General features: G+C 69.2%; 12 protein-coding genes. 4 read left to right on the plus strand and 8 right to left on the minus strand.

The genetic code is table 11. The features are described 5' to 3' along the window. Positions 1-162 precede the first annotated feature (162 nt). From AC6LJ9_RS28950 to AC6LJ9_RS28965, 4 genes are read left to right on the plus strand one after another with little or no spacing between them, the layout of a single operon-like run. Positions 163-1,383, plus strand: a complete 1,221-nt coding sequence (locus tag AC6LJ9_RS28950; protein ID WP_498150231.1) for a lytic murein transglycosylase — start codon at positions 163-165, stop codon at positions 1,381-1,383. Beyond that, the gene (locus tag AC6LJ9_RS28955) at positions 1,380-1,982 is read left to right on the plus strand and encodes a class I SAM-dependent methyltransferase (protein ID WP_498150232.1); all 603 of its coding nucleotides are present in this window, start codon (positions 1,380-1,382) and stop codon (positions 1,980-1,982) included. Before AC6LJ9_RS28950 ends, AC6LJ9_RS28955 begins: the two co-directional genes overlap by 4 nt. Next, complete coding sequence (locus AC6LJ9_RS28960; RefSeq protein WP_498150233.1) at positions 1,979-2,620, plus strand: GNAT family N-acetyltransferase; 642 nt, start codon at positions 1,979-1,981, stop codon at positions 2,618-2,620. The genes AC6LJ9_RS28955 and AC6LJ9_RS28960 overlap by 4 nt, the downstream gene beginning before the upstream one ends. A gap of 9 nt (positions 2,621-2,629) precedes the next feature. Beyond that, complete coding sequence (locus AC6LJ9_RS28965; protein WP_498150234.1) at positions 2,630-2,812, plus strand: oxidoreductase-like domain-containing protein; 183 nt, start codon at positions 2,630-2,632, stop codon at positions 2,810-2,812. A 101-nt stretch (positions 2,813-2,913) separates the two neighbouring features. On the opposite strand, the gene AC6LJ9_RS28970 is transcribed toward AC6LJ9_RS28965, so the two are convergent. The 8 genes from AC6LJ9_RS28970 to AC6LJ9_RS29005 all read right to left on the minus strand — a co-directional run. Beyond that, positions 2,914-3,351 (minus strand): acetyltransferase, encoded by a 438-nt coding sequence (locus tag AC6LJ9_RS28970; RefSeq protein ID WP_498150235.1) that lies wholly within the window; start codon positions 3,349-3,351, stop codon positions 2,914-2,916. 56 nt (positions 3,352-3,407) lie between these two features. Beyond that, positions 3,408-5,147, minus strand: a complete 1,740-nt coding sequence (locus AC6LJ9_RS28975; RefSeq protein ID WP_498150236.1) for a M14 family metallopeptidase — start codon at positions 5,145-5,147, stop codon at positions 3,408-3,410. Positions 5,148-5,164: 17 nt separating this feature from the next. Then, complete coding sequence (locus tag AC6LJ9_RS28980; RefSeq protein ID WP_498150237.1) at positions 5,165-6,034, minus strand: ABC transporter permease; 870 nt, start codon at positions 6,032-6,034, stop codon at positions 5,165-5,167. Positions 6,035-6,039: 5 nt separating this feature from the next. After that, complete coding sequence (locus AC6LJ9_RS28985) at positions 6,040-6,963, minus strand: ABC transporter permease (protein ID WP_498150238.1); 924 nt, start codon at positions 6,961-6,963, stop codon at positions 6,040-6,042. Between the two features lie 200 nt (positions 6,964-7,163). Next, positions 7,164-8,684 carry an ABC transporter substrate-binding protein gene (locus AC6LJ9_RS28990; protein ID WP_498150239.1) on the minus strand — a complete coding sequence of 507 codons (1,521 nt, stop codon included), beginning with the start codon at positions 8,682-8,684 and terminating at the stop codon, positions 7,164-7,166. A gap of 40 nt (positions 8,685-8,724) precedes the next feature. Next, positions 8,725-10,578, minus strand: coding sequence for an ABC transporter ATP-binding protein (locus AC6LJ9_RS28995; protein ID WP_498150240.1), 1,854 nt, complete (start codon positions 10,576-10,578; stop codon positions 8,725-8,727). Positions 10,579-10,587: 9 nt separating this feature from the next. Continuing rightward, positions 10,588-11,100, minus strand: coding sequence for a winged helix DNA-binding protein (locus AC6LJ9_RS29000; protein ID WP_103273790.1), 513 nt, complete (start codon positions 11,098-11,100; stop codon positions 10,588-10,590). 116 nt (positions 11,101-11,216) lie between these two features. Continuing rightward, a partial coding sequence (locus tag AC6LJ9_RS29005) for an ATP-binding cassette domain-containing protein (protein ID WP_498150241.1) occupies positions 11,217-11,946 on the minus strand: 730 nt, incomplete at its 5' end.

Raw genomic sequence — 11,946 nt, forward strand, 5'->3', positions numbered from 1 at the left:
CGCGCCCCCCCCCCCCCCCCGCGCCGGGCCCCCCCCGCCGCACCGCGCGCCCCCCCCCCCCCCCCCCCCCCCCCCCCCCCCCCCCCCCCCCCCCCCCCCCCCCCCCCCCGGCCCCCCCCCCCCCCCGCCGCCCCCGCCGCCACCGCCGATCCGGTCGTCATCATGCCGACGGCGGAAGACACCAAGGCCTGCCTGGACAAGCTGCGCAAGGGCGCCACGGCCAACGGCCTGACGCTCGCCGACTGGGACAAGTACACCGCCGGCGCCAAGCTGCTGCCGACCACGGTGTCCTCGGCCAAGGGCCAGCCGGAAGGCCGCGAGAGCTGGTGGGACTACATCGCCAAGACGGTCGACGACGAACGCGTGGCCGACGGCAAGATGATGATGAAGAAGGTCGGCTCGCAGCTGAACACCATCGCCCAGCAGTACCAGGTCGATCCGGCCACGCTGGTCGCCATCTTCGGCATCGAGACCAACTACGGCCGCCAGATCGGCAAGACCAATGTGCTGAACGCCTGGCTCACGCGCGCCTGCACCGAGAACAAGCCGCTGTGGGAAAAGAATGCCTACGCCTCGGTGCGCCTGCTGCGCGACGGCGTGGCGCCCGCCGACAACTTCGTCGGCTCCTGGAGCGGCGCCTTCGGCATGACGCAGTTCATCCCGACTTCGTTCTATGAGCTGGCCGCTGATGGCGACGGCGATGGCCGCATCGACCTGTACAACTCGCTGCCGGACGCGCTGGCGTCCACCGCCAACCACCTGCGCAAGCGCCGCGCCAAGTGGACGATGGGGCTGCCGGCCGTGGTGGAGGTGCGCCTGCCCGCCGACCTGTCCGCCACCATCCCGCCGGAGCCGGACGCCGAGTACGTGGGCTCGAAGGAACGCCGCACGATCGCGCAATGGGCCCAGGCTGGCGTGAAGCAGGGCAACGGCGCCGCGCTCAAGCTGTCCTCGGGCGAAGGCGAGCAGGCCTACCTGTTCGCGCCGACCGGCGCGCGCGGTCCGGTGTTCCTGGCCACGGTCAATTTCGACGCCATCCTGCACTACAACCAGTCGCGCCGCTACGCGCTGGCCGTGGCGCTGCTGCTCAACCGCCTGCAGGATCGCCCGGGCCTGGCCACACCGTGGCCGACCGATGATCCCGGCCTGTCGCGCGCGCAGGTCAAGGAACTGCAGGACATGCTGTACGACTTCGGCCATGACGTCGGCGTGCCCGATGGCATCCCCGGCGCCAAGACCCGCGAGGCCGTGCGCGCCGAGCAGGAGCGCCGCAACCTGCCGCAGGACGGCCGAGTGGGCAAGCGCATCTACGACGCGGTCAAGGCCTCGTGGCCGCCGCTGGCCGCGCCGGCGCGGCCGCCGAGCCAGCCCAGCCGGCAATGAGCCGGGTGTCGGGCACCCAGGGCTATGGCGAGCACGCCATAGCCCTGGCCGAGCGCTACGAGAGCATCAGCTTTGCCGACGTGCACGCCGAAGTGGCCCACCTGATCCCGCCAGTGCCGGCCCGCATCGCGGACATTGGCGCCGGCTCGGGGCGGGACGCCGCGGCGCTGGCGCGCATGGGCCACCAGGTGATCGCGGTTGAACCCACCGCCGAGCTGCGCGCCGAAGGCCGGCGCCGCCATGACGTGCCGGGACTGGCGTGGAGCGATGACGCCTTGCCCGGCCTGGACGGCCTGCGGGCGCGCGGCGAACGTTATGACCTGATCATGCTGACGGCGGTCTGGATGCATCTGGACGCGGACGAGCGCGCCGCCGGCATGGCCAGCCTGGCCGCGCTGCTGGCGCCGGGTGGCCAGATCCTGATGACGCTGCGCCACGGCCCGGTGCCGTCGGGCCGCCGCATGTTCGACGTGTCGGCCGCCGAAACCATCGCGCTCGCCGCGCGCCACGGACTATCCAGCCATCATCTGGGCACGCGCGGGGACATGCTGGATCGCGGCGACGTGCGCTGGAGCATGCTGGGGCTGAGGTGGTCATGAAGACGCAGGACATGGTTGAGGGCGCAACGCGGACGGGGTTGCCCGACACCTTCGTCACCGAACGCCTGCGCGCCACCCGCATGGCCGAGACGCACGGTCCTTTCGTGGCCGCCATGCACGCCGACGCGGCGCTGATGGCCACCATGGGCGGCACGCGCGACACGGCGGCCAGCCAGCGTTACCTGCTGCAGAACACCGAGCACTGGTCGCGGCATGGTTTCGGCATGTATGTGCTGAATGAACGCGGCAGCGGCGCGCTGATCGGCCGTGCCGGACTCAAGCGGGTCGCGTCCGAGGCCGGGGCCTGTGATGGAGCGTTCGCGGCGGAGATCGCCTACGCCTTCGTGCCTTCGGCCTGGGGCCTGGGTTACGCCGCGGAGATCGCCCGCGCGCTCGTGGCCATGGGATTCGGCTTGCTGGAACTGCCGAGCATGACGGCGACGGTGCTTGCGTCGAACGGCGCCTCGCGCCGCGTGCTGGAGAAGGCCGGCCTGCGCTGCGCGGGCCAGGCGCCTTCCGCCACGGGTGAACCCAAGCTGCGCTATGAGCTGGGTCGGGCGCAATGGCAGGGGGGCGAGTCTGTCGCAACCGGCGCGGACCCGGGCGGCATGCCAGGCAGCGCGGCGCCGGAGCGCTAACATTCCTCTATGAACACTCGCGCCGTTTCCCCGATCGATCAGGACCCGCCGCCCGTTCCTCCCGAGGCGCCCGCGCCCGAGGAATGCTGCAACAGCGGCTGCATACCCTGTGTGTACGACCTCTACAACGAGGCGATGGACCGTTACCGCGACGAGCTGAAGGCCTGGAAGGCGCGTCATCCCGAGGCCTAGCGTGCGGTCCCGCAAAGGCCTGCGGGCGCATCCGCGGGGCAGCGCAGCCCCATCGGGCCGCGAGGGCGCGACGCGTCTTGGCGCAAGACCGCCGGCGGGTCTCAGCCCGCCAGCTTCATGTGAATGATGGGGAAGGGCTGGCCGGCCTCGTCGTGTTCCGAACGGCCGACGTCGACGAAACCGTAGTGCCGGTAGAAGCCGATGGCTTGCGGATTCTGCTCGTTCACGTCCACCTGCAGCGAACCGTGCAGCGAGAGCGCGAAATTCAGCAGGCGCCGGCCGGCGCCCTTGCCGCGCTTGCTGGCATCCACGAACAGCATGTCCACCTTGTTGTCCTTCAGGCCGATGAAGCCGGCGATGTCGCCGGCTTCGTCCTCACAGACCCAGACGCGCACGGCGGGCAGGCGCACGTTGAGCACCTGCGGGTACAGCGCCTGGATGTCCTTTTCGGTCAGGAAGGCGTGGGTGGCGCGGACGGATCTGAGCCAGATGTCCACCAGGGCCAGATCGTCGCCGTGGTTGCGTTCTCGGATGTTCATTTTCTTATTGATTCTGTGTATCGGGCGCCGGCCGGTCGGCGCCGTGTCGCGTGTCGCTAAAGCCCTGAACGATAGATGTCGGTTGCCGCCAGCACGGTTTCCATCTGGACAGTATGCGCGAAAACGTAGCGGTCGCCGTAGACGGTTTCATCCGGAAACTCCGAGATGAGCGCCATGGGCAATTCCTCGCGGTCCGTTTCCGTGACCTGCACCGGGATGCCGTTCATGACCGCGAATCCGGTTTCGAGCGCATGCGCGCGGAACAGCTCCATCTGCCGCGCATTGAACTCGACCAGTCCGGGCACGTTGCGGGCCAGCCGGGCCGTGACGCCCTCGATCAGCCGGCGCGCGCGCTCGCCCCAGCCGGGGTGGTGGCGCAGCACCAGGAAAAAGCCCTTCGGAATGGTCCAGAGCTCGAAATGGCGCGGCAGGTAGCCCGACATGGGGCGCGTCCATTCATGCGCGGGATAGCCGTGCAGGTTGATGTGCAGCTGGGCTCCGCTGATGGCGTGCGCCTGGTGGCGGCCGTCGCGCTCGAAGAACGGCGCGCGTTCGCGATAGGCGATATCGTCGCCCAGCGCGCTGTAGCGCGAGGCGTGGAGCATGTGGCGCGGATGCTGCTCGCGCAGGCGCGCGAACAGCGCGTAGCCGTCGGGGTTCTCGGCGGCGATCAGCGCGAAGTGGCCCTTGCCGCTGGCGGCCAGCGCCTGCGCCGCGCGCAGCGCGCCGACCACGCCGGAGGTTTCGTTGGCGTGCTGGGCGCCGGAAATGAACACCGCCGGGCCGGGGCCGCGCAGATAGGTGCCCAGCACCGGGCGGCCCTGGCGCGAGGTGGCCTGGAAGGTGTCGCCGCCCAGCGCGGCCATGCTGCCGGCGATCTGGGCCGCCGTCAGCGGCTCGCGCGCCTGCGCCAGCGGGAAGCCGGGCACGGCGGGCGTGACCGGGGATAGGGGCGTGAAGGCTTCGACCGAGATATGCACGCGCGCCGCGCCGTCGTGGCGGCGCACGTCGGGAATGATCTGGCCGGGCTGCAGGCCGCGGTCGCCGGGCGGACGGCCGGAATGCTGTTGGAAGTGTTCCAGCAGCGAGAAATACAGGTCTTCGTGCAGCGCCTCGAAGGTGCTGACGATTTCTTCGTCGACCGGCAGCGCGAAGTCGATGCCCGGCAGGTCGACGCGGATCTCCAGACGCTCGAAATACGGTTCGTGAGCGCCCCAGGCATGGTTACGCACCGCGTCCATGGCGGCGCGGAACGCCAGCTGATACTCGGTGGCCTGGGCGGCGTCGACGCGGGGCTCGCCGGCGGCGTCGCGCACCCGCAGCCAGCCGGTGGGCGAGAGTTCGGCCACGCCGTCCGGCGCGTGGCCGAGCTGGTTGGGCGCGAACACGCGCGACTGGAGCTCGCGGCCGTCGGCGTAGCGCAGGCTGACGTCATAGTGCAGGTCAGACGCGCCGGGCTGCAGGGTCACGCGCACGCCGTCCAGCAGGGCGACCAGCGGATAGGCCTCCAGCGTGAAGCGCTTGGCCTGGGCGTGTTCGTGCAGGGGATACCGGATCTCGGCGGCGACCAGGCCGTCGCGCTCGACCTCTTCCAGGAAGTAATGCAGCAGCGGCTTGTAGGCGCTGCGAAAGCGCGCCTGCACGCCAGCCTGGGCCAGGCGGGCCTCGGCGGCGCGGCGGGCCTGGGCGTCCTCGAATAGCCAGCCCTCGATATGCGCGCCGCGCCAGGCCGGGGCCATGTAGGCGTGGGTCCAGGCGTCCAGCGTGCGGTCGAATGTTTTGTCCAGCAATGACATGCGTGTGTTCCTTGGGGTCAGGCCTTGCCGGTCGGGTCAAGGCGGTCGCGCAGCCAGTCGCCCAGCAGGTTCAGGCCGAGCACCGTCAGCATGATGGCCAGGCCGGGGAAGACGCTGACCCACCATGCGGTCTGCATGTAGGTGCGCCCGTCGGCGAGCATACCGCCCCAGCTGGGGATCATGGGATCCACGCCCAGGCCCAGGAAGGTCAGGCTGCTTTCCAGCAGGATATTGTTGGCGACGTTCAGCGTCATCAGGATGACCAGCGGGCCCAGCAGGTTGGGCACGATGTGGTGGCGGATCATGGCCAGGTCGCGCACGCCGAAGGCGCGCGCGGCCAGCACGAACTCGCGTTCGCGCAGCGCCAGCACCTGGGCGCGGACCAGCCGCGCGTACTGCACCCATTGCGAGATGATCATGAAGAAGATCACGTTGAACAGGCCGCCACCCAGGATGGCGATGAAGGTGATGGCCACCAGGATGAAGGGCAGCGCCAGCTGCACGTCGGCGAAGCGCATCACGATCATGTCCCAGAAGCCCCGGTAGTAGCCGGAGATCAGGCCCATGACGATGCCCAGCAGCGCGCCGCCCAGCACCGAGACGAAACCGACCAGCAGCGAGATCTTGCCGCCGACGATGACGCGGGCGAGCACGTCGCGGCCCAGCGGGTCGGTGCCGAAGGGATGGGCCGCGCTGGCGAAGGGCGCGGTCAGGCGGGCGGCCAGGTCCATGGACTCGCCGCCGTCGGGGAAAAGCCAGCCCGAGGCCAGCACCAGGACGATCATGACGCCGGTCAGGCAGGCGCCCAGCACGAACTCCAGCGAGCGGTAGCGGCTGCGCGGCTTGGCGGCCTTGGGGGCGGCGGTGGTGGGGGTAGTGGTCTGCATGGGGTTCAGCGCGTGCGGATACGGGGATCGACGATGCCGTAGGCGATGTCGACGATCAGGTTGACCAGGACGATGACGGCGGCCAGCACGGTGACCGTGCCTTGCAGCACCGGATAGTCGCGGCCGGAGATGGCGTCGAACGCCAGCGTGCCCAGGCCGGGCCAGTTGAACACCATCTCGATGACCACGATGCCGCCGATCAGGCCGCCGAACTGCAGGCCCAGGTAGGTGATGAGCGGAATGGCGCAGTTGCGCAGCGCGTGCTTGTACAGCACCACGCGTTCCTTCAGGCCCTTGCTGCGGGCGACCATGATGTACTGCGCCGACAGCGTTTCCAGCATGGTGGTGCGCACCAGGCGGATGTTGGTGGCGCTGAGGATGATGGCCATGGTCAGCGACGGCAGCACCAGGCTGGCCGGGCCGCTCCAGCCCGAGGGCGGCAGCAGCGGGAAGGTGATGGACAGCAGCAGCACCAGCATCAGCGCCAGCCAGAAGTTGGGGAACGACAGGCCCACCAGCGACAGGATGCGGATGGCCTGGTCGGTGGCCTTGCCGCGCTTGATGGCGGCCTGGATGCCCAGCGGCAGCGAGATCAGGATCGAGGCGATCAGCGAGCTGAAGGCCAGCATCAGCGTGGCGGGCAGCGCGTCGCCGATCAGCTTGGCGACCGGGGTGCCGCCCATGAAGCTGCGGCCGAAATCGCCGTGCAGCAGGCCCTGCATGTAGGACAGGTACTGTTCGTGGAACGGGCGGTTCAGGCCCAGCGCCTGGCGGATGTTGGCCAGGTCCTGCTCGGTGACGCTGCCCGAGCCCTGGCTGAGCATCAGCGCGGGGTCGCCGGTCAGGCGCACGGCATAGGAAACGAGCAGCGTGACGGCCACGATCACGAAGACCGCCTGCAGCACGCGTTTGATGAGAAATCCGGTCATAAGGCGCCGCCCCGGCTTGCGCCGGGGCGGTGGGGTTGATGCTTCAAGTTGGCGCCGCAAGGCGCTGGAGAACTGCTGTTCGGTGATTCATGGCGCTACACGCCATTGTCAACGGGTATCACCCCATCGGGATGCCGCGGATCCGGCTCCGCCGGTCCGCAGGCATGGCCCCCGGGGGGAGGCGCGCAGCGCTTCGGGGGTTACTCCACGCCCGCTTCGAGGAAGCGGAAGCGGATGTCGCCGGGCACTTCCAGGTTCTTGACGCGCTTGTTCACGCCGACGATGGTGTTCAGGCTGTACAGCGGCAGTTCCAGGGCCTGGTCGGCCACGTAGCCGGCGATTTCCTGCAGCATGGCTTCGCGCTTCTTCACGTCGTAGACGGTGCGCTGCGCTTCCAGCATGGCGTTGAGCTTGGGGTCGTTGTCGTAAGGGTTCCACTTCTGGCCCGTGTGGTACATCAGGTAGGCCGTGTTGTCGTAGTCGTAGGTCCAGCCGCCCCACTGGTTCTGCCACATCTCGCCGGTCTTGCCGCCGGGGATGATGTCGTTGAGCAGCACGCCGGTCTCATACGGCTTGATGGTGGCGCGCACGCCCACGGCCTGCAGGTAGCCGGACACGGCCTGGGCCACTTCGCGGAAGTTCGAGTCGCTGCCGCGCACGTCGATCTGCACGGTGGCGCCGGGCTTGACGCCGGCGGCGGCCAGCAGCTTCTTGGCTTCGGCGGGGTTGAAGGGCAGGGGCTTCTGCTCGGGGTTGTAGCCGAACGACTGCGGACCCTGGAAGCTGGCGATGGTCTTGGCCTGGCCCAGCAGCAGCTGCTTGACGATGGCATCGCGGTCCACGGCCATGATCAGCGCGCGGCGCACGTCGCGGTTGGTGGTAATGCCGGTCTTGGTGTTGTAGCGCAGGGCGAAGGCCACCGGGCCGCCGGTCGAGATGACGTCGGCATTGCCGGACTTCTTCACGGTCTCGATCAGGCCCAGCGGGATCAGCGTGGCGATGTCGACGCGGCCGGCCTGCAACTCGGCGACCTGGGTGCCGGGCTCGCCGATGAAGCGGTAGACCACCTTGTCCAGCTTGGGCTTGCCGCCCCAGTATTCGTCGTTGCGCGCCAGGGTCACGTTGACCTTGGGCTGGTAGCTCTCGAACTTGAACGGGCCGGTGCCGACCGGGTGGGTGTTGAAGTTGTCCTCGCCCTTTTCCTGGATGTACTTGGGCGGCACGATCATGGCGCCGTAGCCGGCCAGCTTGGTCAGCAGCACCGGGTCCGGCTGCTTGAGGATGAAGTCGACGGTGTTCTCGTCCACGACCTTTACTTCGCCGATCGAGTCGTAGTTGGACTTCTGCGGACCCTTGGCGCCTTCCGCGCCCAGCAGGCGGTCGAAGGTGAACTTCACGGCATCGGCGTTGAAGGGCTCGCCGTTATGGAACTTGACGCCCTGGCGCAGCGTGAAGCGCAGGCGCTTGTTGTCGTCCAGGTATTCCCACTTGGTGGCCAGGCCGGGCTGCAGCTTCAGGTCGGCGCCGCGCATGGTCAGGCCGTCGTACAGGTTGCTGCCGACCGAGCCCCAGAAGGTCACGAAGGTGTCGATCGGGTCCCAGCTGCCCGGATCCTGGTTGATGGCCACGTTGAGCGTGCCGGCGGCGTGCGCGGCGGGCAGGGCGGCGCCCAGGGCCAGGGCCAGCGCGGTGGCGGAGAAGGTCTTGCTGAGGAAATGCATGGTCGCCTCCAGGGACGGGGAATGTGCTGACGTAAGGGAATCAGGCCGCGCGGGCGACCAGGTGGCCGGGCGCGAACTCGGCCAGGGGAATGATGGCCGGCTCGTCGCCGACGCGGCGCACCGGGCTGGGGATCTCGCCTTCGATCAGCGAGGTGTCGATGTGGCGGCCCGGCTCGGCTACCGGCACGGCGGCCAGCAGCTTGCGGGTGTAGGCATGCTGCGGCGATTCGAAGATCTGGCGGCGCGTGCCCAGTTCCACGATCTGGCCCAGGTACAGCACCGCCACGCGGTGGCTGACCTTCTCCACCACGGCCATGTCGTGAGTGATGAAGAGGTAGGACAGGCCGCGGTCCTTCTGCAGGTCCATCAGCAGGTTCAGGATCTGCGCCTGGATCGACACGTCCAGCGCCGACACCGATTCGTCGGCGATGATGAGCTTGGGGTTGCTGGCCAGCGCGCGCGCGATGCAGACGCGCTGGCGCTGGCCGCCCGAGAATTCATGCGGATAGCGGGCGGCGTGCTCGGGCTTCAGGCCCACCTGTTTCAGCAGCTCGCCGACGCGGCGCGCGATGGCGGCCTCGTCCGACAGCAGGCCGTGCGTGCGGATCGGCTCGGCGATGCTGAAGGCCACGGTCTTGCGCGGGTCCAGCGAGGCGTAGGGATCCTGGAAGATGTACTGGATCTCCTGGCGCAGCCGCTGGCGGCCGACGCTGTCCATCGAGAAGATGTCCTGGCCGTTGTAGCGCACCGCGCCGCCGGTGGGCGCGATCAGCTGCTGCAGGGTCTTGCCGATGGTGGACTTGCCGCTGCCCGATTCGCCCACCAGCGCCAGCGTCTCGCCCGGATAGACGTCGAAGCTGACTTCCTCGACGGCGTGCACGCGGTGCGTGACGCGGCCGAACAGGTTGTGGCCCACGTCAAAGCGCGTGGTCAGCTTTTCCACGCGCAGCACCGGCTCGTCGTAGCGGGCGGTGTCCTGGTCGCGGGTCTCGCCCACTTCGCGCAGCTCGCCGTCCTCCAGCACGGTCTGTGGCGTGCGCAGCGGCAGGTCGCGGCCGGTCAGGCTGCCCAGGCGCGGCACGGCGGCCAGCAGGGCGCGGGTATAGGGGTGCTTGGGCGCGCGGAAGATCTCTTCCACCGTGCCCTGTTCGACCTTCTGGCCGCGCAGCATCACCACCACGTCGTCGGCCATCTCGGCCACCACGCCCATGTCGTGGGTGATGAAGATCACGGCGGTGCCCAGGTCGCGCTGCAGGGCGCGCACGGTGTTCAGGATCTGCGCCTGGATGGTGACGTCCAGCGCGGTGGTCGGCTCGTCGGCGATCAACAGGCGCGGCTGGCAGGACAGGGCCATGGCGATCATCACGCGCTGGCGCATGCCGCCGGACAGCTGGTGCGGATAGCGGTCCAGCAACGCCTCGGCGTCGGGCAGGCGCACCTTTTCCAGCAGCGCGCGCGCGGCCTTGCGGGCGGCGCCGCGCGAGAGCTGCTGGTGCAGCATGATGGCCTCGATGATCTGGTCGCCGACCGTGAACACCGGGTTCAGCGAGGTCATCGGCTCCTGGAAGATCATGGCGATGTCGTTGCCGCGAATCGCGCGCATGCGCTCCTCGGACGCCTGCGCCAGGTCGATTTCCTGGCCGGCGCTGTCGCGGAACAGGATCTGGCCGGAGGCGATGCGGCCGCTGGTGTAGTCGGTCAGCCGCATGATGGCCATGGACGTGACCGACTTGCCCGAGCCGGACTCGCCGACGATGGCCAGCGTCTTGCCGGGACGCACGTCGAAGTCCAGGTTCTCGACCGCGCGGAACACGCCATTGTCGGTATTGAAGTCGACCGATACGCCGCGCACGGACAGCAGCGGGGCGGCAGGGGAGGCAGTGGAGCTAGACAACGTGGAATCTCACAGCGAGGTGGCGGCGCGCGCGGCCTGGTCGTACAGGCCGGAAAGCGCGCGCAGGGTGTTGGCCAGCTGGTGGCTGGCCTCGTCCGCGGCGGGCGAATCGATGTAGGGCTTGACCAGGCATTGCTCGCGCACCTCGGCATAGCGCCGGATCGCCGCGGCGCCTTCGTCGGTGGTGGAATAGATCACTTCCTTGCCGGTCTTGACGCCGCGCACCACGCCCAGCCGCTCCAGCTTCTTGAGCGAGTAGTTCACCAGGTGCGTGTCTTCGACATTGAGCGTGAAGCAGATGTCGGCCAGCTTCTTGCCGCGGCCGCGATGGAACACGTGGTTCAGGACCAGGATGTCCAGCGAGGTCAGCTCGGGCAGGCCGGCACAGGCCATGCAACGCACCATCCAGCGGTTGAAGGCGTGCGAGGCGATGATCAGGCCGAACTCCACCTCGGACAGCTCGGGGGAGGAAGAAGCGAGATGGGAGGAGGAAACGATGGCGTCCCGGCGGGAAGCAGGCATGGAGTACGGCGGACGGGAAGGGATCAATGACAAAACGTTATCGAATTATTAACGATTCGTTGCTGTCAGGGCATTCGGGATTACCCGGCTTCAGGGCGATGCGGCGCCCGGTTGGCTCATGCCGGCGCCGCCGTTGTGCCCGTCCATCTCCCGTCTTCCCACGAGAGCCGATGCGTGGGCCGCAGCGCCGCCAGGAAGGCCGCGTCGTGCGAGGCCACCGCCAGCGCGCCGGGATAGCCGGACAGCGCCGCCTCCAGCGCCTGCACCGATGCCAGGTCCAGATGATTGGTGGGTTCGTCCAGCAGCAGGAGTTGCGCCGGCTCCCGCCGCCATAGCGCGCAGGCCAGCGCCGCCTTGATCCTCTCGCCGCCGCTGAGCAGGGCCATCGGCGTGTCCACCAGGGCGGGGCCCAGGCCCAGCAGGGCAAGCCGGCTGCGCAATTCGCCCAGGGGCAACCGTGCGCCGAGCCGGTCCAGCGCCTGCAGCAGCGTCTCCGCTTCACCCGGCGTCGAGGCGCGCTGGTCCAGGATGGCCGTCGGCACGCCGACCTCGCAGCGCCCGCCGAGGGGGGCGAGTTCGCCGGCCAGCATGGCCAGCAGCGTGCTCTTGCCGCAGCCGTTGGGACCCTGCAGGGCCAGCCGGAAGGGGCCGGACAGCGACAGCGACAGGGCCGGCGCGCCGGCGGGCCAGGGCGGCGTCGCCGCTTCCAGATGCAGCACGCGGCGGCCGGCCGGCACGGCGGTTTCGGGCAAGGCGAGCGCGATGGCGGCGGCGGGTGCGACGTCGGCGCTCGCCTGCCGCACGGCGGCCGTCTTTTTTACACATCTCCGAGCCCCCGAGACGCAA

It is taken from the genome of Achromobacter sp. 1011811831, assembly GCF_059760905.1.

Bases quoted from the DNA above. Each gene is read 5' to 3' on its own strand.
- AC6LJ9_RS28950 (WP_498150231.1), top strand. From the start codon at position 163: ATGCCGACGGCGGAAGACACCAAGGCCTGCCTGGACAAGCTGCGCAAG.
- AC6LJ9_RS28955 (WP_498150232.1), top strand. From the start codon at position 1,380: ATGAGCCGGGTGTCGGGCACCCAGGGCTATGGCGAGCACGCCATAGCC.
- AC6LJ9_RS28960 (WP_498150233.1), top strand. From the start codon at position 1,979: ATGAAGACGCAGGACATGGTTGAGGGCGCAACGCGGACGGGGTTGCCC.
- AC6LJ9_RS28965 (WP_498150234.1), top strand. From the start codon at position 2,630: ATGAACACTCGCGCCGTTTCCCCGATCGATCAGGACCCGCCGCCCGTT.
- AC6LJ9_RS28970 (WP_498150235.1), bottom strand. From the start codon at position 3,351: ATGAACATCCGAGAACGCAACCACGGCGACGATCTGGCCCTGGTGGAC.
- AC6LJ9_RS28975 (WP_498150236.1), bottom strand. From the start codon at position 5,147: ATGTCATTGCTGGACAAAACATTCGACCGCACGCTGGACGCCTGGACC.
- AC6LJ9_RS28980 (WP_498150237.1), bottom strand. From the start codon at position 6,034: ATGCAGACCACTACCCCCACCACCGCCGCCCCCAAGGCCGCCAAGCCG.
- AC6LJ9_RS28985 (WP_498150238.1), bottom strand. From the start codon at position 6,963: ATGACCGGATTTCTCATCAAACGCGTGCTGCAGGCGGTCTTCGTGATC.
- AC6LJ9_RS28990 (WP_498150239.1), bottom strand. From the start codon at position 8,684: ATGCATTTCCTCAGCAAGACCTTCTCCGCCACCGCGCTGGCCCTGGCC.
- AC6LJ9_RS29000 (WP_103273790.1), bottom strand. From the start codon at position 11,100: ATGCCTGCTTCCCGCCGGGACGCCATCGTTTCCTCCTCCCATCTCGCT.